We start from the raw sequence: 21,999 nt of genomic DNA, 5'->3' as shown, positions 1-21,999 counted from the left end.
GAATATCCTCAGTTCTAGTGCTTCTCGGCGAGCTCGCGTTCGAGCTCGCGACCGGGCTGGACGATGCCGCTGACCTCGGGGTGATTGAGATCGAACGCCGGGGCCTCCGAGCGGATGCGCGGAATCGAGGTGAAGTTGTGGCGCGGCGGCGGGCAGGAGGTCGCCCACTCGAGCGAGCGGCCGTAGCCCCACGGGTCGTCCACGGTCACCTTCGGTGCGCGGCGCGCGGTGATGTACACGTTCAGCAGGAACGGGATCATCGATGCGCCGAGGATCATGGCGCCGACCGTCGACAGCTGGTTGCCCCACGTGACGCCGTCCGAAGGCAGGTAGGTGTAGTAGCGGCGGGGCATGGCCATGACTCCGAGCCAGTGCTGCACGAGGAAGGTGCAGTGGAAGCCGATGAACAGCGTCCAGAAGTGGAGCTTGCCGAGGCGCTCGTTGAGCATCTTGCCCGTCCACTTCGGCCACCAGAAGTAGAAGCCCGCGAACATCGCGAACACGACCGTGCCGAAGACCACGTAGTGGAAGTGGGCGACGATGAAGTAGGTGTCCGAGATATGGAAGTCGAGCGCCGGCGACGCCATGATGACGCCGGTGAGGCCGCCGAAGATGAAGGTCACGAGGAAGCCGAGCGACCAGAGCATCGGCGTCTCGAACGTCATCGAGCCGCGCCACATGGTGCCGATCCAGTTGAAGATCTTCACGCCGGTGGGCACCGCGATGAGCATCGTCATCAGCGAGAAGAACGGCAGCAGCACGGAGCCGGTGACGTACATGTGGTGCGCCCAGACGGTCATCGACAGCGCGGCGATGGCGATCGTCGCGTAGACGAGGGTCTTGTACCCGAACATCGGCTTGCGGCTGAAGACCGGGAAGATCTCGGAGACGATGCCGAAGAACGGCAGCGCGATGATGTACACCTCGGGGTGGCCGAAGAACCAGAAGAGGTGCTGCCAGAGGATGGCTCCGCCCTCGCCGTTGTAGATCTGCGCACCGAAGATGCGGTCGGCGGCGAGGCCGAACATCGCAGCCGCGAGCACGGGGAAGACGACGAGCACGAGGATCGAAGTGATCAGCGTGTTCCAGGTGAAGATCGACATGCGCCACATGGTCATGCCGGGAGCGCGCATCGTGATGATGGTCGTGATGAAGTTCACGCCGCCCATGATGGTGCCGAAGCCGCTGATGCCCAGGCCGAGCACCCAGAGGTTGCCGCCGACGCCCGGGGAGAACGTGACGTCCGAGAGCGGCGCGTATGCGAACCAGCCGAACGATGCCGCACCCTGCGGGGTGAGGAAGCCGCCGACGGCGATCAGCGAGCCGAAGGAGTAGAGCCAGAACGCGAAGGCGTTCAGGCGCGGGAACGCGACGTCGGGGGCGCCGATCTGCAGCGGCATGATGACGTTCGCGAAGCCCGCGAAGAGCGGGGTGGCGAACATCAGCAGCATGATCGTGCCGTGCATCGTGAAGAGCTGGTTGTACTGCTCCTTGGTCGGAATGACCTCGAGACCGGGAGCGAACAGCTGCGCGCGGATCAGGAGCGCCAGGAGGCCGCCGATCATGAACCACACGACGGAGCTGATCAGATACATGTATCCGATCACCTTATGGTCCGTGGATGTCAACCACGAGACGATGACATTGCCCTTCTTCATCACTTCTTCTCGCTATTCGTCTGGTGTTCGTTCTCGGCCTTCGCCTCGTCGCTCTGGAAGTGAGCCTGGTTCGGGTTCAGTTCCTCGCCGGCGGTGCCGGTGTTGCCCTCTTCGCGCAGCGAGGCGACGTACGCGTCGTACTCGTCCTGCTCGACGACCTTGACCTCGAAGAGCATCATCGAGTGGTACTCGCCGCAGAGCTCGGCGCACTTGCCCATGAAGGTTCCGGTCTTCTCCGGAGTGAAGCTCATGTAGTTGGTCTGCCCCGGGATCATGTCCTTCTTGTACAGGAAGTCCACGACCCAGAACGAGTGGATGACGTCTCGTGTCTCGAGACGGATCTCGGTGGTCTTGTCGACCGGCAGGTAGAGCACCGGCACGGTCTCGGCCTTCGCCTCGCCGGTGTCATCGGTCTGCACCTGCACGCCCGAGAAGTAGACGTCGTCGTTCAGGTAGTTGAAGTCCCATGCCCAGCGCTTGCCGAACACCTCGACGACGTTCTCGGGATTGTCGTAGCGCGCCTCGATCTGCGACTGCTCCTGCGCGGTGAACGCGAAGAAGCCGAGGATCAGGAGGACCGGCACGACGGTGAAGAAGGTCTCGATCGGCATGTTGTACCGCAGCTGGACCGGCAGGCCGGTCTCGCCTTTGCGGCGACGGTAGACGATCGTGGCCCAGATGATCAGGCCCCAGGTGATGATGCCGACGATGAGCAGCACCGTCCAGGAGGTCACCCACAGGCCGGTGATGCCGTCAGTCTGGCTCGTGGCGCCCACGGATCCCTCGGGCAAGAAGCCGCGCTGCTGTTCGGGCGTGCAGCCCGCGAACGCCAGTGCAGCCGCAAGTGCCACCGGGGCCGCGACCCATTTCATTCGACGATTGGAACGCACCGCATACCTTTCGAAACTTTGTCGATACCTGCATAAGCTCAGGCGAAGCTGGTCATGTGTTACTTAGCTTAGCGCGAAGCTGAACGTTTCCCGAACACGGGAGGGGTGTCGCGGCGACTCGCGCGATTCGATCGTTCAGCTGAAGCTGTCGCCGCAGGCGCAGCTGCCCTCGGCGTTGGGATTATCGATCGTGAATCCCTGCTTCTGGATGGTGTCCTCGAAGTCGATCGAAGCGCCGTCGAGGTACGGAACGCTCATGGCATCGACGACGACCTCGACGCCGTCGTAGGCGACGACCGCGTCGTTATCGAGCTCGCGCTCATCGAAGTAGAGCTGGTAGATGAGGCCCGAGCATCCGCCCGGCTGCACCGCGATGCGCAGGCGCAGATCATCGCGCCCCTCCTGCGCCAGCAGGCTGCTCACCTTGTCGCGGGCGGCCTCGCTGAGCTTCACACCGTGCGCCTGCTCCGCGGCGCCGGTCTCCTCGGCAGCAATCGTTCCTGTAGTCATTCGACCCACTCCTTCAAGACTTGCACGTGAGGCTTCCCCTCAACTCTACCGCGCGGAGCCCGCCCGCAATGCTTCGATGTAGGCTGGTCCGGTATGCATGCGGTCGTATCGTGCGCCGCGTGCTGGATTCTTCGCGCGCGAGCGCATTTCGGAAGGGACGGGCGTGGCAGAGACGGGCGCTGAGGAAGTCGGCAACGGCAAGGAGAAGGCCACGGCCGGCAAGGGGCGGCCGACCCCCAGCCGCAAGCAGGCGGAGGCGGCGAACGCGCGCCCGATCGTCGGCTCCAAGGACAAGTCGGTGCTCAAGGAGCAGCGGCGGGCCCAGAACGAGGCGCGCGAGCGCGCCCGTATCGGCATGCTGCAGGGCGAGGAGCGCTACCTCATGCCCCGCGATCGCGGGCCGCAGCGCCGCTTCGTGCGCGACTACGTCGATGCGCGCTGGAGCATCGGCGAGTTCCTCATCCCCATGATGCTCGTCGTGCTGGTGCTCACCTTCATCCCGGGCACGCTGCAGCTCTACAGCCTCTACATCGTGTGGGGATTCGTCGGGCTCGCGGTGCTCGACGCGGTCCTCCTCGGCCTGCGCCTGCAGCGCAAGCTCACCGATAAGTTCGGCGAGGGCAAGGTCGAGAAGGGCTTCCGCTGGTACGCCGCGATGCGCGCGTTCCAGTTCCGCCCCATGCGCGCTCCGAAGCCGCAGAACAAGCGGGGCGCCTTCCCCTCCTGATCTCAGCGGCTCCGAACGAGAGCGGGGGCGCGATCCTGGATGTTCCAGGATCGCACCCCCGCTTCGTCGTTCACCGGCGCGATCTCGCGCGACCGGTCGGTCTTCGCTTTCTAGGCCCGGCTCCCCCGCCATCCGGCGCGCACCAGCCCGCGGTTGATGGCGCGCGCCCACAGCGGCCCCTCGTAGATGAACGCCGTGAAGCCCTGCACCAGCGTCGCCCCGGCCTGCAGCCGCGCGAGCACGTCGGCGGCATCGGTGACGCCTCCGACCGAGATCACGCAGAACCCGGCGGGCGCGGCGCGGGTGATGCGGTGCAGCACTTCGAGCGCTCGGCTCTGGAGAGGGGCCCCTGACAGCCCGCCGGAGCCCATCGCCTCGACCTCGTCGGCCGGGGCCGAGAGCCCGGTGCGCGCGATGGTCGTGTTCGTGGCGATGATGCCGTCGAGATCGAGGCGCACCGCGAGCGCCACGATGCCGTCGATCTGCTCGTCGCCCATATCCGGGGCGATCTTCACGAGCAGCGGCGTATCGCCCGCCGCCTGCTTGACCGCGGCGAGCAGCGGTTCGAGCATCTCGAGCTCCTGCAGTCCGCGCAGCCCCGGCGTGTTCGGCGAGCTCACGTTGACCGCGAGGTAGTCGGCGACCGGCGCGAGCCGCTCGGCGCTCCAGACGTAGTCGGATACGGCGTCTTCGACCGCGGTCACGCGGCTCTTGCCGATATTGACCCCGATGACGGGGCGGTGGCGATCGAGGCGGGCGCGTTCGATGCGCGGCAGCGCGGCCGCGGAGCCGCCGTTGTTGAACCCCATGCGGTTGATGAGGCCGCGGTCGTCGACGAGACGGAACATGCGGGGCTTCGGGTTGCCGGCCTGGGCGTGGCGGGTGAGCGTGCCGACCTCGACGTGGCCGAAGCCGATGCCGCCGAGGCCCATGATGCCCTCGGCGTTCTTGTCGAACCCGGCGGCCAAGCCGAACGGGCTCGGGAAGTCGATGCCCAGCGCGCGCACCCGCAGCGAGGGATCGGGCGCGCAGAAGCGCCGCACGATGCCGCCCGCGAAGGGCACGGCCCGGATCACGCGGAATGCCAGGTGGTGCGCGCGTTCGGGGTCCATGCGGCGGAGTACGGTCTGGAAGAGGAGCGGGTACAACCGCATGCGTCAGGCCTCCGAAGCCGTCGGGGCGGGCGATTCGCCTGCCGGGTGGGCACGCAATTCGGCGATTGCGGCATCGAAATCTGCCAACGATTCGAAGGCCTGGTAGACACTCGCGAAGCGCAGGAAGGCGACCTCGTCGAGCTCGCGCAGGTGCGGCAGTACTGCGAGCCCGATCTCGTTGGCGTCGAACTGAGCGATGCCGGTGGCGCGCACCGACTCCTCGACCTGCTGCGCGAGCACCGCGAGATCGGCGTCGGTGACCGGGCGCCCCTGGCAGGCCTTGCGCACCCCACTCATGACCTTTTCGCGGCTGAAGGGCTCGACGACGCCCGAGCGTTTGATCACGGTGAGGCTCGCGGTCTCGGTCGTCGTGAAGCGCCGGCCGCACTCCGGGCACTGCCGGCGACGACGGATCGAGAGCCCGTCATCGGCGGTGCGGGAGTCGATGACGCGGGAGTCGGGGTGGCGGCAGAACGGGCAGTGCATGATCAGCCCTCCTTCGCAGTGGTCTCGGGGGCCGAGACGGTTTCGAAGCGCGCGCTCACGGCCTCGCCGTGGGCGGGGAGCCCCTCGGCGCCCGCGAGTGCGAGCAGCGGCGTCTCGACCGCGGCGAGTGCGGCGCGGTCGTACGAGATGATCTGCTGCGGCCGCAGGAAGGTGTGCGCGCCGAGCCCGGCCGAGAAGCGTGCGGTGCCACCGGTCGGCAGCACGTGATTCGACCCCGCGAGGTAGTCGCCGAGGCTCACCGGAGTGTAGCCGCCGACGAAGATCGCGCCCGCATCGCTGATGTCGCCGAGCACGGCCTCGTCGTCGCCGGTCTGGATCTCGAGATGCTCGGGGCCGTAGGCGTTGCTCACGCGAGCGGCGGTCGCGAGGTCGTCGACGAGGATGATCGCGGACTGCGGACCGCCCAGCGCGATCGCCACGCGGTCGGCGTGCCTCGTGCGCGGTGCGCGCCGCGCGATCTCCTCGGAGACCCGCGCCGCGAACGCCTCGGAATCGGTGACGAGCACGGAGGCCGCGGCTTCGTCGTGCTCGGCCTGGCTGATGAGGTCGGCCGCGACGAACGCCGGGTCGGCCGTGCCGTCGGCGATGATCAGGATCTCGGTGGTGCCGGCCTCCGAATCGATGCCGACGAGGCCGCTCACGACGCGCTTCGCCGCTGCGACGAACACGTTGCCCGGCCCGGTGACGACGTCGACGGGTTCGAGGCCGATGGCGGGGACTCCGTGAGCGAACGCCGCGATGGCCCCTGCGCCGCCGATGGCGTACACCTCGTCGACGCCGCACAGGGCGGCCGCCCAGAGCACGGCGGGATGCGGGAGGCCGGAGTTATCCGCCTGCGCGGGCGAGGCCAGGGCGAGGCTCGGCACCCCGGCGACCTGGGCCGAGACCGCGTTCATGATGACGGACGACGGATATGCGGCCTTGCCGCCGGGAGCATAGAGGCCGACCCGCGACACGGGCTGCCAGCGCTGGCGGATCTCGGCGCCGTCGGCGAAGCGGGTGACCTGCTCGGCGGGCACCTGGGCGGCCGAGCCGCGGCTCAGGCGCGCGATCAGCTCGGTGAGCGCCGCCTCGACCTCCGGCGGGCAATCGGCGAGCGACTCGGCGATGGCCTCCGCCGGCACGCGCAACGCATGGCCTTCCACTCCGTCGAAATCCCGTGCCTGCTCGCGGAGCGATTCCTCGCCGCGCTCGGCGACGTCGGCGACGAGCGGGCGCACCCGCTCGACCGCGGTCCCGGCATCGAGCGCTGCGCGCGGGACCAGTCGGAGCAGGTCGGTGCGGGAGAGCTCCCGCCCTCGAAGATCGATAGTTCGCATCACTCGTCCATTCTACCGATCGGCGGGCGCGAGCATTCCGAGCCAAGCGAGCTCGCGCGCACCGGCGACGAGCGCCTCCGCGGCGGCTCCGGCATCGACCTCGAGGATGGTCGCGAGGGCGTCTGCGATCTGCCCGAGGCTCAGCTCCCCGTCGCAGGCCCCGACGGCGGCGGCGAGCAGAGTGTCGGCCGTGACGCGGCGGGCGATCGGCCGGTCGGTGATCAGCGTGATCGCGGTCGGCGCTTCCTCGCCCGGCCGGTGGATGCGCTCTTCGACGACGGCCGGGTCGACCGCCCAGTGCGCGGCGAGCACTGCCGCATCGGACATGCGCGCGGCGGTGACGCCCGCTGCGAAGGCGTGCTGCATCAGGGATCCGAGTCCCTCATCTGCATACCGCCCCTCCGCCTGGTCGACGTGCACGAGCGCATCTGCCCGCCCGCCGCCCGGAGCGTCGGGGCCCTCCCGGCGCACGCGCACCGCGCCGAGCCCGATCGATACGATACGGCGCGCGGCGAAGTCGTCCAGCCATGCCTCCATGAGGCGCTCGTATTCGGCATCGCCGGGTCGGGCCCCGCCGTCGCGCGCCCAGGTCTCGGCGTACTGCTCGGGCGAGAGGCGATCCCTCTCGATCACCCAGGCCGACACCGGGCCGGCCGTTCGGGCCGCGGCGTCGACCCACCCCCGCACCCGCTCGAGGCCGTTCGCGCCCCACGGCGACTCCCAGTTGGCGAGGCAGACGAGCTGGCCTCCCGGTGAGAGCAGCCCGGGAGCCCCGCTCACGACCCGTGCCGCGAGCTCGTCGCCGACGAGACCGCCGTCGCGGTACTCGTAGATCGGCGCATCGGAGCCCCGCGGGGTGATGACGAACGGCGGGTTCGAGAGCACGAGGTCGAAGCTCTCCCCCGCCACCGGGGCGAAGAGGTCGCCCCGGCGGAACTCGATGAGGCCGCCCACCCCGTTCAGCCGCGCGTTCGCCCGCGCGATGCGCAGCGCGCGCTCGGAGATGTCGGTCGCGACGACCGGCCCGCGCAGGGCGAGGTGCATCGCGACGATGCCGCAGCCCGTTCCGAGGTCGAGGCCGCGTGCGACGGCGCCCGCGGGAGCCTGGGCGATGAGCGACCGGGTCGCACCGCCGACGCCCATCACGTGGTCGGGGCGCGCCGGGCCGCGCCGCAGCTGATCGTCGAGGTCGGAGAGCACGATCCATTCCTGCGGCTCGGTCGCGACGGCGTCGGCGATGCGCACGGGGTTCAGCGAGAGCGCGGCGCGGAAGGCACCGGCTCCGGAGCCCTCGCCGGTGTCGGAATCGACGAGTCCGAGCCCGGCCGCGCCGGCGGCGCCGAGCTCGGGCAGCGCCGCCTCGATCTCTTCGGCAGCGGCGGATTCGCCGAGCAGGAACACCCGCACGAGCGTCGCCAGCGCCGACCCCTCGCGCGCGGCGAGCACCCGCCGGGCGGGGGCGAATACTCCGCGCTGCCGGGCCCCGTCGGCGGCGGGCCCGAGCAGGGTCTCCACCGCGCCGGCCGAGTATCCGGCGGCTTTCAGGTCGGCGCGCAGCAGTTCGATCAGGCTCTCATCCACGCCACCAGAGTATCGACCCCGCGCTCGCCCGCGACGTCATTCGGAGACGAGAGCCCGTTCGGATGGAAGCGCACCGATTCATCCGAACGAGCTGCAGGATCCGAGCGAGGTCGCACCGGGACTCGCACGGGCACAGGCAACCCCGCGCCCGCGCCCGCTCAGTAGGCGAAGGTGATGCGCTCGCGGCGGTGCTCCGCCGCCTCGACCTCGTCGACGACGGCGACGCCGAAGTCGGCGCCCGAAATCTGCGACTCCCCCGCATCGTCGACGAGCAGCACGTCGCCGCCGACCCGGTACTCGCCGCGGTACTCGCCCGCCGCGAAGGCGCCGAATCCACCGGCCGGGCTCACGTAGAACCAGTCGAGGTTCTCGGGCGCGGCCCGCAGGTCGTCGAGCACGCCGCTCATCTCGGCGGCCTCGGCTGTGAACGCCTCGGGGAAACCGGGGGCGTTCATCACGAGGTCGCCGCCCTCGGACTGCAGCAGCGATCCCGCGCCGCCGATGACTCCCAGGCGCACGCCGGCCGCCGCCGCCTCCGCTGCGAGGGCGGCGATCGCCGGGCGTACCTGCCCGAGCATGTCGCCGCGCGGCGAGATCGCCGCGATCACGACGTCGGAGCCCTCGATGGCCCGGGCGCGGGCGGCCTGATCGGCGATCGAACCGCGACGGTACTCCACGCCGCCGATCTGCTCGGCGACCTCGCTCCGGCTCAGGCTGCGCGCCTCGAGCCCGCGCACGGCGGCCGCCTCCAGGATGTGCGCCCCCGCGTAGCCGCTTCCGCCGATCACCGTCAACGTCGTCATGTCCAGTCTCCGCTCTGTCGTGGCTCGCACCGTGGTTCTCACCTCGCAGATTACTCCTGCCGGCGGGGCTGAGCGAACGCGGTCGGCGGCTCCGGGGGCCGCCGCCCGCGGCGCTAGGCGAAAGCGCGGTCGAGCGCCGTGACCGGTGCGGGGAGCCGGCTCTCCCCCATCAGGAAGCGATCGACCGCCGCAGCCGCCGCCCGCCCCTCGGCGATGGCCCACACGATCAGCGATTGACCACGACCGGCGTCGCCGGCGACGAAGACGCCGTCGGCCGACGTCGAGAAGTCGGGCTGCCGGGCGAACGCTCCGCGCGTCGTCATCGGCAGGCCGTCGTCGGCGCCGCGGATCGCCTCGGGGCCCGTGAACCCCATCGCGATCAGCACGAGGTCGGCGTCGATGAGATGCTCGGTGCCGGGAGTCGGGAGGCGCCCGGCCTCGGTGTACGCGGTCTCGGCGACGCGGAGCGCCCGCACGGCACCGCGCTCGTCGCCGACGAACTCGACCGTCGATGCGAGGTAGCGGCGTTCGCCGCCCTCCTCGTGCGAGCTCGACACCTCGAACACCGCAGGATGCACGGGCCACGGCTGATCGTCGGAGCGGGAGACCGGCGGCCGCCTGCCGATCGCGAGGTTCACGACCGATGCGGCGCCCTGGCGGAGCGCCGTGCCGATGCAGTCGGATCCGGTGTCGCCTCCTCCGATCACGACGACGCGCTTGCCGCGCGCATCGAGCTCCGGCGGTACGTCGCGACGGTTCTGGGCGGTCAGGTACTCCATCGCGGTGCGGATGCCGGTGAGGTCGCCGCCCGGAAGGTCGAGGCCGCGCGGAACCGTGGCCCCGGTCGCCACCACGACGGCGTCGAATCGCCGGCGCAGCTCCTCCCAACCGAGGTCGCGCCCGATCTCGATACCGCAGCGGAACCGCGTGCCCTCGGCTTTGAGCTGCTCGATGCGGCGCGCGACGAGCTGCTTCTCGAGCTTGAAGTCGGGGATGCCGTAGCGCAGCAGGCCGCCCGGTTCCTCGTCGCGCTCGTAGACCGCGACCGTGTGACCCGCGCGCGTCAGCTGCTGCGCGGCGGCGAGCCCGGCCGGGCCCGACCCGATGACGGCGACCGTGCTGCCCGTGAGACGCGCGGGCGGCTGCGGCTGCACCCAGCCGTTCGCGAAGCCCTCGTCGATGATGCTGTTCTCGATCTGCTTGATCGTGACGGCCGGCTGGTTGATGCCGAGCACGCACGCCGACTCGCATGGCGCCGGGCATGCGCGGCCGGTGAACTCCGGGAAGTTGTTGGTCGCGTGCAGGCGTTCGAGCGCCTCGCGGCCTCGTCCGCGCTGCACGAGATCGTTCCACTCGGGAATCAGGTTGCCGAGCGGGCATCCCTGATGGCAGAAGGCGACGCCGCAGTCCATGCAGCGCGAGGCCTGGCGCGCGACCATCTCGGGGTTCGCCGGGTCGACCACCTCGCGCCAGTCGAGGAGGCGCAGAGCGACGGGCCGCTTGGGGGCGAGCTCGCGATCCCTGGTCTTCAGGAAGCCGTGCGGATCAGCCATGGGTGGCCTCCAGGATCTCGGCCCAGACCCGATCGCCGTCGGGGTCGGTGCCGTTCTCGCCGGCGCGACTGCGGATCTCGAGCACTCTCGAGTAGCCGCGCGGGATCAGTCGGGTGAATCGTGCGAAGGCGGTTTCGGGGTCGGCCGCGATCTGCGCGAGCAGCGCGGCGGCCCGGGGCGAGCCCGTCTGCTCATGATGCCGTTTCAGGAGTGCGCGTACCCGCTCCCGCAACGGAAGGAGGGCAGCGTCCGGTACTCCCGGGTCTCCTGGCAGCCCCGGCCCGCGTGCGAGCGTGGCCACGAGGAGCGCGCCGCTCGCGACCTCGGCAGCGTTCAGATCGGCCCGGTCGAGGTCGAGGACGACCGCTTCTCCGCCCGACATGCCGGCGCCGATATTGCGGCCGGTCGGCCCGATGATCAGGGCGAAGCCACCGGTGAAGTATTCGAGCGCGTGGTCGCCCGTTCCTTCGACCACGGCGGTGGCCCCGGAGCCGCGCACGAGGAACCGCTCGCCGGCGCTTCCGGCGATCCAGAGGCTGCCGGCCGTGGCGCCGTAGCCGATGGTGTTGCCCGCGATGACATCGGATTCGGCGCCGTCGGCGGGCGTCGGCGCCTCGGGATGCGGCCTGATGACGATCTCGCCGCCCGACAGTCCCTTGCCGACGTAGTCGTTCGCGTCGCCGATGAGCCGCACGGTGATGCCCGGCGGCAGGAAGGCGCCGAGCGACTGCCCGGCGGAGCCCGTGAGGGTGATGTCGATCGTCTCCGGTGCGAGGCCCGCGGCTCCGTGGCGCTTCGTCACCTCATGGCCGAGCATCGTGCCGACCGTGCGGTCGGTATTGCGCACGGGCAGATCGATGACGACCGGTTCGCGGCGCTCGAGGGCGTCCGCGGACATCTCGATCAGGGATCGGTCGAAGTGCGCTGCGAGGTCGTGCTCCTGCTCGCGCCCGTTCCGGCGCGGCTCCTCGGGCGGGAACTCGGGCCCGCGCAGGATCGGCGTCAGGTCGAGCCCCTCGGCCTTCCAGTGCCGGATCGCCGCATCGACGTCGAGCGCCGCCGTGTCTCCGACGGCTTCCGCGATCGAGCGGTAGCCGAGGGACGCGAGGATCTCGCGCACCTCTTCGGCGATGAAGCGGAAGAAGTTCGCGACGTGCTCGGCGCGCCCCGTGAAGCGCTCGCGCAGCTCGGGGTTCTGCGTCGCCACGCCGACCGGGCAGGTGTCGAGATGGCAGACGCGCATCATGATGCACCCGGAGACGACGAGCGGCGCGGTCGCGAACCCGAACTCCTCGGCGCCGAGCAGGGCGGCGATGACCACGTCGCGGCCCGTCTTGAGCTGCCCGTCGACCTGCAGCACGACCCGCTCGCGGAGGCCGCCCAGCATGAGCGTCTGCTGGGTCTCGGCGAGCCCGAGCTCCCACGGGGAGCCGGCGTGCTTCAGCGAGTTCATCGGGCTCGCGCCCGTACCGCCGTCGTGCCCCGATACGAGGATGACGTCGGAAAGGGCCTTGGCCACGCCCGCCGCGACCGGGCCGATGCCCGACTGCGACACCAGCTTGGTCGAGATGCGCGCGGCCGGGTTCGCCCGTTTCAGGTCGAAGATGAGCTGCTTCAGGTCTTCGATCGAATAGATGTCGTGGTGCGGCGGTGGCGAGATGAGGCCGACTCCCGGAGTGGCGTGGCGCGTGCGGGCGATCCAGGGGTACATCTTCTGCGGCGGCAGCTGCCCGCCCTCGCCGGGCTTCGCTCCCTGAGCCAGCTTGATCTGGATCTCGTCGGCGTGGGTCAGGTACATCGAGGTGACGCCGAAGCGCCCCGAGGCGACCTGTTTGATCGCACTGCGGCGCCGCGGATCGAGCAGGCGGTCTTCGGCCTCGCCGCCCTCGCCGGTATTCGATTTCGCGCCCAGCGAGTTCATCGCGATCGCCAGGGTCTCATGGGCCTCGGGCGAGATGGAGCCGTAGCTCATCGCCCCCGTCGCGAAGCGCTGCACGATCTCCGAGACGGACTCGACCTCCTCGAGGTCGACGGGCGGGCGCTGCGGCGCGAACGCGAAGAGCCCGCGCAGCGTCATCAGGCGGTGCTGCTGCTCGTTCACCCGTCGCGTGTACTCGGTGAAGATCTCGCGCCGGCCGCTCTGCGTGGCGTGCTGCAGCTTGTAGATCGTCTCGGGGTCGAAGAGGTGGGGCTGCTCGCCCCGGCGCCAGCGGTACTCGCCGCCGGTCTCGAGCCGCTGGTGCGCGAGCGGCGCCGAGTCGTCGGGGTATGCAGCGCGGTGGCGCACCGCGACCTCGGCCGCCAGCACGTCGAGGCCGACGCCGCCGAGCTTCGTGGCGGTGCCGGTGAAGTAGCGGTCCACGATCTGCCGGGACAGGCCGATGGCTTCGAAGGTCTGCGCCCCGCAGTACGACGCGACGGTCGAGATGCCCATCTTGCTCATGATCTTGAGCATCCCCTTGCCGAGGGCCTTGATGAGGCGCGCGATCGCCTCCTCCTCGGTAAGGCCGGGGAGCGTCCCGTCGCGCACGAGCAGGCCGACGGTCTCCATCGCGAGGTACGGGTTCACCGCGCCCGCGCCGTAGCCGATGAGGGCAGCGACCTGGTGCACTTCGCGCACGTCGCCGGCCTCGACGATGAGCGAGGTGCGCATGCGCTGCCCTTCGCGGATCAGGTGGTGATGCACCGCCGCGACCGCGAGCAGGGAGGGCACCGGTGCGAGATCCTTGTTCGAATCCCGGTCGGAGAGGATCAGGAAGTCGGCGCCGGCCTCGACGGCGGCGCTCGCTTCGAGGCACATCGCGTCGAGGCGGTCCGCGAGCCCCGCTGCGTCGGTGTCGACCGGGTAGAGCCCGCGGATGGTGACGGCGCTCTCGCGCACGGGGTCGTCGCGCCAGGCGTCTCGGAGGCCGCCCGCGCGGCCGGTGCCGCCGGCGGAGTGCGCTCGGGGCTCGCCGAGGTGCTGCAGGCGGGCGAGCGCGGTGTTGTCGATGACCGGGAAGTCGAGCACGACCTGCCTCGCGTGGTCGGCGGAATGCGCGAGCAGGTTCGCCTTCGGCCCGATGCTCGTCACGAGGCTCGTCACGAGTTCTTCGCGCAGCGCGTCGAGCGGCGGGTTGGTGACCTGGGCGAACTGCTGCACGAAGTAGTCGCTGAGGAGCCGCGGACGCTCGGAGAGCGCCGCGATCGGCGTGTCGGTGCCCATGGCGGCGATGGGTTCGGCACCGTCGCGCGCCATCGGCGCGAGCAGCAGCCGCACCTCCTCCTCCGTGTAGCCGAAGGTGCGCTGACGCCGCTCGATCGAGGCCGGCGGGTGCACGAGCCGTTCCCGCTCGGGCAGCTCGTCGAGCCGGATGCGGCCCCGGGCGAGCCACTCGCCCCAGGGCGCGAGCCCCGCGAGTTCGGCCTTCACCGCGGCATCGTCGCGGATCTCGCCGGTCGCGAGATCGACGGCGAGCATGCGCCCCGGCCGCAGGCGCCCGCGGCGGATCACTCGCGCCGGCGGGAGATCGAGCACACCGGTCTCGCTGCCGATGACGAGGAGGCCGTCGTCGGTCACGAGGAAGCGGCCGGGCCGCAGACCGTTGCGGTCGAGCAGCGCGACGAGCTCGTCGCCGTCCGTCGCGATCATCGCAGCCGGCCCGTCCCACGGCTCCATCACGAGGGAGTGGTACTCGAGGAAGTCGACGAGATCCGCGGCGAGCCCGGTCTCCGATTCCCAGGCCTCGGGCACCATCATCGCGAGCGCGTGCGGCAGTGAACGGCCGGCGTGCACCAGGAGCTCGAGCACCTCGTCGAAGCTCGCGGAGTCGCTGCCGCCTTCGGTGCAGATCGGGAGCAGCCCGTCGATGCCCCCGAGCGCCGGGGACGCGAGCTGCGCCTCGCGGGCCCGCATCCAGTTGCGGTTGCCGCGCACCGTGTTGATCTCGCCGTTGTGCGCGACGAGGCGCAGCGGCTGCGCGAGGTGCCATGACGGGAAGGTGTTCGTCGAGTACCGGGAGTGCACGATCGCGAACCGGCTCGTGAAGCGTTCGTCGCTGAGCTCGGGGAAGAAGCCGGGAAGCTGCAGCGTCGTGACCATGCCCTTGTACACGATGGTGCGGCTCGAGAGCGAGGGCAGGTAGCACCCGGTCTCGTGCTGCACGCGCTTGCGCACGCGATAGGCGCGCAGCTCGAGCTCCGACGGAGCGAGTGCGCGGCCGGGCGACGGCGCGAGCACGAGCTGCTCGATGCAGGGGCTCGCGGCACGAGCGCCCTCGCCCAGGATCTCGGGGCGTACGGGCACCTGCCTCCAGGCGATCGCGTCGAGCCCTTCCTCCGCTGCGATCGCGGCGATGCGGTACTGCACGGCGCGCCGCTCGGTCGACAGCCGCGGCAGGAACGCCAGCCCGGCGGCGTACGCGCCGGGGGCGGGCAGCACGACCTCCGGCTGTTCGGCGGCAAGCTGCTCGCGCAGCAGCACATCGGGGATGTCGCTGAGGATGCCGGCGCCGTCGCCGGTGCCCGCATCCGAGCCGACGGCGCCGCGGTGCTCGAGGTTCTCGAGCGCGCGCAGTGCGAGCGAGACGATGCGATGGCTCCGGGCGCCGTCGAGCGACACGACCGAGGCGAGGCCGCAGGCGTCGTGCTCCTCCGTCGGATCGTACAGTCCGGTCGCCTGCGGCGGCACGCGGCCGCCGGGGCTCGTTCGATCTGTGCGCATGCGATGTCCTCCCGGTCGATGGGACATCGTCGGCCCGAGTTGAGCCGCACCTCTGGGGTGCTTCAGGACTTCGACGTCCGCCAGAAGCACGGCGGCTGGAGATTCAACGGTAGCACTCGTTTGTTCGCTGAAAACCTATCTTTTCTGCAGTTCATTGCTCGCATTCTGCCATCAGCACGATCATGACGCAGATTCTTCGGTAGATCGATCCAAGAACCGAATCACACCGTCGCCCGAAACCGGCGCGAAACAAACATTTTCCGGCACCGAAACAACGCGCAGCGCCGCAGGCCCCGGCGATCCGGAGGCTGCGGCGCTGCGACGGCCCAGCTGGGGACGAATGCGTGATCTGGTGCGGACTACTCGGCGGTGAAGCTCGAGACGTCGCCCACGAGGCGCGTGTGGTCCTCGGGCACCGGCTCGACGGCTGCGCGCGCGACCTCGGCAGCGAACTCGGCGACGTTGTACAGCCTGCCCGCCTGCTCGCGCCGCTCTTCGATCGCGCCCGGGTTCATGCGGTTGAGCAGCGTCGCGGTGACAGTGCCCTCGATCATGTCGCCCGAGACCACGACGAAGCCGATGCCGCGCGCCTCGAGCTCGCCGATGCGCTCGCGCAGCGCGTCTTCGCCCGCGCGCTTCGACTCGGCGACCGGAACGTACTCGGCCATGGTCGGGGTGGTGCGGATGAAGTGCGCCTGATGGCTCGTCACGAATACGACGCGCGATCCCTCGCCCATGAGCGGCAGCGCCGCGTCGAGCACCGAGAGCTGCGCATCGCGGTTGAGCTTCAGAGCGTAGTCCTCGGCCATGCCGCCCTCCATGCCGCCCGATGCGTTGAGCACGAGGATGTCGAGCCCGCCGAGCTCCTCGCGCACGGCCGCCATCATGCCCGCGACCGACTCGGGGTCGGTGAGGTCGGCCCCCTGCACCAGGGCGCGCACGCCGTTCTCGCGCAGCGCGGCGGCGAGCTTCTCGGCCCGCGGCGCCTTGTTGCGGAAGTTCACGACCACATCGGCGCCCGCCTCGGCGAAGTAGCGCACGGTGTCGGCGCCGACGCCTCGGGACGAACCGGTCACCAGCGCGCGGCGGCCGCTCAGGCTGCCGGGTTCAAGAATCTGAGTCAACGAAAGCTCCTCGTCGTTTCGAATGGATGCCTCCAGCGTAATGGAACCGCCATGCATCGCAGGGGTGTCGCCCCCGACGCGAAACGAGTACGCTGAAAATCACGGCAGGGTCGCCTCGAGAGTCGAGTCGCCCCGTCGACCCATCGCCGCAGGTGGCGCGAGCAACGAGGAGGTCCTCATGGCCGACCGGACGTTACGAGGCACACGCATCGGGGCTACGAGCCTCCAGGGAGAGGTGGGCGTCGAGCTCTCACCGCGGCGGCCGGTGGAGTATCTCACCGACCGCGGTCGCCGATTCACGGTCATGTTCGACGCCGACGCGGAACCGCCCACCGAGTGGACCGAGCTGAAGAGCGGCGAACTCGGCTTCCTCGACGACGAGGCCGGGCGCACCGCCCGCGCCGAGTTCGCCGAGAAGGAGTCGTCGCAACGCACGCCGTGGGACATGCTCATCGAGCGCCGCTCGCGCGAGGAGCTCGAAGAACTGCTCGAGGAGCGGCTGCAGCTGCTCCGCGCACGTCGCGGCAGCGTATAGGCGGTTCGCCGGGCGACGGCCTACCCGCGCGGAGCCGCCCGCATCGCGATGCGCATCGTGACCGGTACGAGCAGGCCGAACGCACCCACCGCGAGCCAGAACCCGGCGATCGCGGCGCCGAAGCGCAGCGCCGGAGTCTCGCCGGTGACGAGCGGCACTTCGGCGACCATCGCCCCCGCGGTGTGGGGTGCGAGGGCGTCGATGCTCTGCCCGTTCGGCAGCACGATCGCGCTCGTGCCGACGGTCGAGATGTTCACGAGCGCGCGCCCGGTCTCGACGGCGCGCAGCCGTGCGATCGCGAGCTGCTGCGCGCTCTCGTCGGTGCGGCCGAAATCGGCGTTGTTCGTCTGCGCGAGGATGACCTCGGCGTCATCGCCGACCATCGCGACGGCCTGCTGATCGAAGATGATGTCGAAGCAGATCGCGAGCCCGGCCTGCACGGGGCCGCTCGGCGTGTCCACGCCGAACGCCGCGGGCCGGGTGCCGGGGGTGTAGTCGAGCTGCACGAGGTCGATGAGGTCGGGCACGATGGCGTGGAAGAACTCGCGGTTCGGCATGTATTCGGCGAACGGCACCGGGTACCGCTTGTCGTAGCGCACGCCCGTATCGCCCTGCGCATCCCACACGAGCGCGCTGTTCGTGAAGACGTCGGCTCCGCCCTCGCTGTCGCGCAGTACCGAGCCCAGAACGATGGGCGCCCCCGCCCGCGCCGCGAGCCGTTCGATGCGCTGGGAGTTGCGGGGGTCGCTGCGCACCTCGAACTCGGCGCTGTTCTCGGGCCACACGATCACGTCCACGCTCTCGCCGCGCGCTTCGAGCTCGTCGACGAGCCGAGTCGTCGCATCGAGATGATCGCGGATCACCGACCCCGACTCGCGGTCGTCGAAGATCGCCGACTTCGAATTGCCCTGCACCGCGGCGACCCGCAGAGCGCCGCTCTCGGAGAGCGGCGCGATCGGCACGAGCGCGAGCACGGCGAGCAGCGCCAGGGATGCGCCGACGGCCCGCAGCCCGAAGCTGCGTCGCGCGGGCGCCGCATTCGCCGGGCGCGCGAGTCGGAAGCACGCCGCGACGGGCAGCGCGCACGTGAAGACGATGAGGCCCGAGAGACCCGCGAACCCGAGCCACGACACCGACTGCTCGAGCGGCGTGCCCGAGAACAGGTGGGCGACGCGGCCCCACGGATAGCCGCCGTAGGGCGATGACCCCTGGACCTGCTCGCGCAGCACCCACAGCCCTGAGGCGACGGCCGACTGCAGCACGGCGACGAGACCTCCGCGACGTGCGAGCCCCGCCGGCGACTCGGGGCCGAGGAGCCAGAGGGCGAGGGTGCGCGTCGCCGCGGCGATCAGGGCCCCGCCGAGCCCGAACCAGAGCGTCATCAGCGCGCTCAGCGCGAGCCACGGGATCGGCCCGAGGTACAGCGTCAGCCACGAGATCTGGAGCGCCCAGAACACCGCACCGGCGACGAGGCCCGCGACCAGTCCGAAACCGGCGCGCTGCTGCCAGACCGCAGCGAGCACGAGTACGACGGCGGGCAGCGCGAGCGGCCACCAGGCGAGCCCGGGCGATGCGACGTCGAGCAGTGCCCCGCCCGCCGCGGCCGCGAGGAGGGCGGCCCCGCGCCGCAGGGATCGCGGCGCGCTGGATTCCCCGGCGCCGGGGCGCAGCAGGGCGCGCGCGAACCGCGGAGCGGACGCCGTGGACGCGCTCATGCGGTGCTCGAGGCTTCGACGATGCCGCGGCGCACCGCGCGCCTCGCGCCCCGCGCCGACTGCGCGAGCTCGCCCAGCCGATCCTCGTCGATGCCGGCCTGCAGCATCGCCTCGCAGGCCTGCGCGATCTGATCGAGCAGGTCGACGGTCTGCTTCGTCCAGCGCACGAAGTCGCCGGCGCCGATGCCCGAGGCTTCGAGCACATGCTCGATCGGCGAGCCCGAGGCCCAGGAGTGCATCGCCGAGGCGAGCCCCGCATGCGGCATCTCGGCGCGCGGCAGCCGGTACCGGTCGGCCAGATCGTCGAGCTGCACCCAGGCGTCGAGCACCCGGTCGTGCGCCGCCGCGAACGCCGCGCCCCCGGGGAGCCGCGGCTCGCCCTCGTCGTCGCGACGCGGTTCATAGCTCAGCATGCAGCACATGGCCGCGATGCCCGCGGTGTCGAGCCCGCGGAACAGGTCGTGCCGCACGCACTCGGCGACGAGCACGTCGCGGTCGCCGTAGATGCGGCGCAGCAACTCGCCCCATGGGGCGACGACGATCTCGCCGCCGTGCTTCCCGGCGTCGACGGCCTCGAGGTATTCGAGCTCGAGCAGCTGCTCGACGACCCGGTCGAACGTGCGGGCGATGGTGCCGGTGCGCGAGGCGATCTGGCGCCGCCCGCGCTCGATGCGCCGACGCAGCTTGCGCGCCCGATCTTCCCACCGCTTGCGGTCGGAGCCCTGGGCCCGCTGCGCCGCGGCATCGTACCCCGCGAGCGAATCCTGCTCGGCGCGCAGTTCGCGCGCCTGGTCGACGACCGCGCGGTCGGCCTGGAACTGGGCGAACGAGAGCTCGAGCATGTCGCGCGCCTGCTGCCGGTCGAGGCGCTGCAGCAGGTTCACCGCCATGTTCGCCGTCGGCCGGAAGCTCGACCGTACCGGGAACGAGCGCGCCCCCGCGAGGTGCGCGAGCGATTCGACGTCGACGCCCTCGCTCCACACGACCACGGCGTGGCCCTCCACATCGATACCGCGGCGCCCGGCGCGGCCGGTCAGCTGCGTGTACTCCCCCGAGGTGAGCGGCACGCGCTGCTCGCCGTTGAACTTGTCGAGCCGTTCGATCACGACGGCGCGCGCCGGCATGTTGATGCCCAGCGCGAGCGTCTCGGTCGCGAACACGAGCTTCACGAGGCGGCGCTGGAAGAGCTGCTCGACGACGGCTTTGAACGAGGGCAGCATGCCGGCGTGGTGGGCGGCGACGCCGCGCTCGAGACCGGCGAGCCACTCGCGCACGCCGAGCACGCGTCGTTCCTCCTCGCTCATGCCATCGATCTCGGCACGGGCGACGCGCCGGATCTCCTCGCGCTCCTCGCGCGTCGTGAGGGCGATGCCCTCGTACAGGCACTGCCGCACGGCCTGGTCGCAGCCCGCGCGACTGAAGATGAAGACGATCGCCGGCAGCAGCCGCGTCTCATCGAGCGCCCGTGCGATATCGCCGCGCGACACCCGCTTCGCCCGGCGCACCGGAGCGCCGCCGCGGGAGCGCTCGCGGTTCGACGCGCCGTAGCCGTGCGAGCCGCCGCCGCGCCCACGATGACCGCCGCCGCGATGGCCGCGGCCGCCGCGACCGCCCTGCGCCCCCCGACCGCGGTACTCGTCGCCGGAGGGGCGCGATCCCTGTCGATTCGAGCCCTGCGACCTGCCGCCGTGCTCGAGCATGCGCACCTCGGGATTCACCCGGCCGTTCGCCCCGCTCGATGCCTCGCCGTCGCGGCCCACGTACAGCGGCAGCAGCGCCTTCGAAGTGAGCACGTGCTGGTAGAGCGGTACCGGGCGGTGCTCCGAGAGGATGACATCGGTGTCGCCGCGCACCGCGTGCATCCAGTCGCCGAACTCCTCGGCGTTCGACACCGTCGCCGAGAGCGATACGAGGCGCACGGAACGGGGCAGGTGCAGGATGATCTCCTCCCACACCGCGCCGCGCCATCGGTCGCCGAGGTAGTGCACCTCGTCGAGCACGACGTAGGCGAGCCCCTCGAGCGCTCGGCTCTCGGCGTAGATCATGTTGCGCAGCACCTCGGTGGTCATCACCACGATCGGGGCGTCGCCGCGCAGGTTCGTGTCGCCCGTGAGGAGGCCGACCTCGTCGTCGCCGTACTGCTCGCACAGCTCGCGGAACTTCTGGTTCGACAGCGCCTTGATGGGCGCCGTGTAGAAGATGCGCGCATCGCGCTCGCGCCTCGCGAGGTGGACCGCGAACTCGGCGACGGTCGTCTTGCCCGAGCCGGTCGGGGCGGCGACGAGCACGCTGCTGCCGGCCTCCAACCGCTCGCACGCGGTGCGCTGGAACTCATCGAGCGGATAGTCGAGTCGGGCGGCGAACGCGTCGAGCGCCGTGGCCTCCCCGCTCACGCGGCGCTCCCCGAATCGTCGAGGCCGTAGCCCGCGAATTCGGCCGCCCGCTTCTTGTCGACGCGGCGGTCGTGCAGCAGCGCGACGCCGACCGCGATGAAATAGAGCACGATCATCGGCACCGCGAGGATGAACATGCTCCACACGTCGGCGGCCGGGGTCGCGATCGCGGCGAACAGGATGATGACGAGAATCGCCACGCGCCATCCCTTCAGGATCGTGGCGCCGCGCACGACGCCGATGAGGTTCAGCATGACGAGCAGCACCGGCAGTACGAAGCCGATGCCGACGGCGATGAGCAGGCGGATCGCGAACTCGAGGTAGGTGCGGGGGTTCAGATAGAACGCATCGCCCTCGGGCTGGAAGCTCGCCATCAGCCGCACGATGTTCGGCAGCACGAGCCAGCCCGCGTATGCGCCGCCGAGGAACAGCGGCACGGCGGCGGCCAGGAACCCCACGCCGTACAGCTTCTCGCGACGGGTCAGTCCCGGCGCGAGGAAGGCCCAGATCTGGTAGAGCCAGATGGGCGACGCGATGAGCACGGCGATGAAGAGCGCGATCTGCATGCGGGTGTCGAAGCCGCTCGAGATGTCGCCGTAGGCGATGATCGCGTCGCGCCCCATCGCTTCGAGATCGTCGATCGGGCGCCGCAGCAGTACCCAGACCTGAGTCGAGAGCACCCAGCCGGCCGCCATGCCGACGACGATCGCAATGGCCGCGATCATGAGGCGCCGACGGAGCTCGACGAGGTGCGCTCCGAGGCTCATGCGCCCTTCGGGGTTGCGCCCCTTGCGCACTTGGGTGGCCATTCGTTCAGTGTATCCGGTG

16 protein-coding genes are annotated in these 21,999 nt (G+C 70.6%); 2 read left to right on the top strand and 14 right to left on the bottom strand.

The window, feature by feature from the left end; all coding sequences use genetic code 11:
- Positions 1-14: 14 nt before the first annotated feature.
- The 3 genes from ctaD to erpA all read right to left on the bottom strand — a co-directional run bounded on the left by ctaD (position 15) and on the right by erpA (position 3,058).
- The gene (gene ctaD, locus ACUYTF_RS11505) at positions 15-1,658 is read right to left on the bottom strand and encodes an aa3-type cytochrome oxidase subunit I (RefSeq protein ID WP_434143317.1); all 1,644 of its coding nucleotides are present in this window, start codon (positions 1,656-1,658) and stop codon (positions 15-17) included.
- Entirely contained in the window at positions 1,658-2,530 is an 873-nt protein-coding gene (gene ctaC / locus ACUYTF_RS11500) for an aa3-type cytochrome oxidase subunit II (protein ID WP_434143315.1), read from the bottom strand. The genes ctaD and ctaC overlap by 1 nt, the downstream gene beginning before the upstream one ends.
- A gap of 153 nt (positions 2,531-2,683) precedes the next feature.
- Entirely contained in the window at positions 2,684-3,058 is a 375-nt protein-coding gene (erpA, locus tag ACUYTF_RS11495) for an iron-sulfur cluster insertion protein ErpA (protein WP_434143313.1), read from the bottom strand.
- Between the two features lie 163 nt (positions 3,059-3,221).
- Here erpA and ACUYTF_RS11490 point away from each other — a divergent pair, with 163 nt between their 5' ends.
- Positions 3,222-3,785 (top strand): DUF3043 domain-containing protein, encoded by a 564-nt coding sequence (locus tag ACUYTF_RS11490; RefSeq protein WP_434143311.1) that lies wholly within the window; start codon positions 3,222-3,224, stop codon positions 3,783-3,785.
- A 110-nt stretch (positions 3,786-3,895) separates the two neighbouring features.
- Here the strand turns inward: ACUYTF_RS11490 and ACUYTF_RS11485 are convergent, their stop codons facing one another.
- From ACUYTF_RS11485 to ACUYTF_RS11450, 8 genes are all read right to left on the bottom strand, one after another.
- Entirely contained in the window at positions 3,896-4,939 is a 1,044-nt protein-coding gene (locus ACUYTF_RS11485; RefSeq protein ID WP_434143309.1) for a quinone-dependent dihydroorotate dehydrogenase, read from the bottom strand.
- 3 nt (positions 4,940-4,942) lie between these two features.
- Entirely contained in the window at positions 4,943-5,425 is a 483-nt protein-coding gene (gene nrdR / locus ACUYTF_RS11480; RefSeq protein WP_434143307.1) for a transcriptional regulator NrdR, read from the bottom strand.
- A gap of 2 nt (positions 5,426-5,427) precedes the next feature.
- Positions 5,428-6,765, bottom strand: coding sequence for a histidinol dehydrogenase (hisD, locus tag ACUYTF_RS11475; RefSeq protein WP_434143618.1), 1,338 nt, complete (start codon positions 6,763-6,765; stop codon positions 5,428-5,430).
- Positions 6,766-6,777: 12 nt separating this feature from the next.
- Positions 6,778-8,346 (bottom strand): DUF7059 domain-containing protein, encoded by a 1,569-nt coding sequence (locus ACUYTF_RS11470; RefSeq protein WP_434143305.1) that lies wholly within the window; start codon positions 8,344-8,346, stop codon positions 6,778-6,780.
- A 158-nt stretch (positions 8,347-8,504) separates the two neighbouring features.
- On the bottom strand, positions 8,505-9,149 hold the full coding sequence (locus ACUYTF_RS11465; protein ID WP_434143303.1) for an NAD(P)H-binding protein: 645 nt from the start codon (positions 9,147-9,149) through the stop codon (positions 8,505-8,507).
- A 113-nt stretch (positions 9,150-9,262) separates the two neighbouring features.
- Positions 9,263-10,702 (bottom strand): glutamate synthase subunit beta, encoded by a 1,440-nt coding sequence (locus ACUYTF_RS11460; protein ID WP_434143301.1) that lies wholly within the window; start codon positions 10,700-10,702, stop codon positions 9,263-9,265.
- Positions 10,695-15,404: a glutamate synthase-related protein gene (locus ACUYTF_RS11455; RefSeq protein WP_434143299.1), complete on the bottom strand. Its 4,710-nt coding sequence runs from the start codon at positions 15,402-15,404 to the stop codon at positions 10,695-10,697. Before ACUYTF_RS11455 ends, ACUYTF_RS11460 begins: the two co-directional genes overlap by 8 nt.
- 359 nt (positions 15,405-15,763) lie before the next feature.
- Positions 15,764-16,528 carry an SDR family oxidoreductase gene (locus tag ACUYTF_RS11450; RefSeq protein ID WP_434143298.1) on the bottom strand — a complete coding sequence of 255 codons (765 nt, stop codon included), beginning with the start codon at positions 16,526-16,528 and terminating at the stop codon, positions 15,764-15,766.
- A 178-nt stretch (positions 16,529-16,706) separates the two neighbouring features.
- Between ACUYTF_RS11450 and ACUYTF_RS11445 the strand changes: the two genes are divergently transcribed.
- Complete coding sequence (locus ACUYTF_RS11445) at positions 16,707-17,063, top strand: RNA polymerase-binding protein RbpA (protein ID WP_434143296.1); 357 nt, start codon at positions 16,707-16,709, stop codon at positions 17,061-17,063.
- A gap of 20 nt (positions 17,064-17,083) precedes the next feature.
- Here ACUYTF_RS11445 and lnt read toward each other — a convergent pair whose 3' ends face one another.
- The 3 genes from lnt to tatC are packed head-to-tail and all read right to left on the bottom strand — an operon-like array spanning position 17,084 to position 21,980.
- The gene (gene lnt / locus ACUYTF_RS11440; RefSeq protein ID WP_434143295.1) at positions 17,084-18,778 is read right to left on the bottom strand and encodes an apolipoprotein N-acyltransferase; all 1,695 of its coding nucleotides are present in this window, start codon (positions 18,776-18,778) and stop codon (positions 17,084-17,086) included.
- Positions 18,775-21,171, bottom strand: a complete 2,397-nt coding sequence (locus ACUYTF_RS11435; RefSeq protein WP_434143293.1) for a DEAD/DEAH box helicase — start codon at positions 21,169-21,171, stop codon at positions 18,775-18,777. Before ACUYTF_RS11435 ends, lnt begins: the two co-directional genes overlap by 4 nt.
- Positions 21,168-21,980, bottom strand: coding sequence for a twin-arginine translocase subunit TatC (gene tatC, locus ACUYTF_RS11430; protein ID WP_434143291.1), 813 nt, complete (start codon positions 21,978-21,980; stop codon positions 21,168-21,170). The genes ACUYTF_RS11435 and tatC overlap by 4 nt, the downstream gene beginning before the upstream one ends.
- Between the last annotated feature and the right edge of the window lie 19 nt (positions 21,981-21,999).

Source organism: Leucobacter sp. GX0328 (assembly GCF_053567315.1).
Note: the sequence above shows the minus strand (reverse complement) of the source record. Positions and strands in the feature narration are given on the sequence as shown.

Coding starts and splice junctions, on each gene's coding strand:
- ACUYTF_RS11485 (WP_434143309.1), bottom strand. CDS start 4,939: ATGCGGTTGTACCCGCTCCTCTTCCAGACCGTACTCCGCCGCATGGAC.
- ACUYTF_RS11465 (WP_434143303.1), bottom strand. CDS start 9,149: ATGACGACGTTGACGGTGATCGGCGGAAGCGGCTACGCGGGGGCGCAC.
- lnt (WP_434143295.1), bottom strand. CDS start 18,778: ATGAGCGCGTCCACGGCGTCCGCTCCGCGGTTCGCGCGCGCCCTGCTG.
- hisD (WP_434143618.1), bottom strand. CDS start 6,765: ATGCGAACTATCGATCTTCGAGGGCGGGAGCTCTCCCGCACCGACCTG.
- tatC (WP_434143291.1), bottom strand. CDS start 21,980: ATGGCCACCCAAGTGCGCAAGGGGCGCAACCCCGAAGGGCGCATGAGC.
- ctaC (WP_434143315.1), bottom strand. CDS start 2,530: ATGAAATGGGTCGCGGCCCCGGTGGCACTTGCGGCTGCACTGGCGTTC.
- ctaD (WP_434143317.1), bottom strand. CDS start 1,658: ATGAAGAAGGGCAATGTCATCGTCTCGTGGTTGACATCCACGGACCAT.
- erpA (WP_434143313.1), bottom strand. CDS start 3,058: ATGACTACAGGAACGATTGCTGCCGAGGAGACCGGCGCCGCGGAGCAG.
- ACUYTF_RS11445 (WP_434143296.1), top strand. CDS start 16,707: ATGGCCGACCGGACGTTACGAGGCACACGCATCGGGGCTACGAGCCTC.
- ACUYTF_RS11460 (WP_434143301.1), bottom strand. CDS start 10,702: ATGGCTGATCCGCACGGCTTCCTGAAGACCAGGGATCGCGAGCTCGCC.
- ACUYTF_RS11455 (WP_434143299.1), bottom strand. CDS start 15,404: ATGCGCACAGATCGAACGAGCCCCGGCGGCCGCGTGCCGCCGCAGGCG.
- nrdR (WP_434143307.1), bottom strand. CDS start 5,425: ATGCACTGCCCGTTCTGCCGCCACCCCGACTCCCGCGTCATCGACTCC.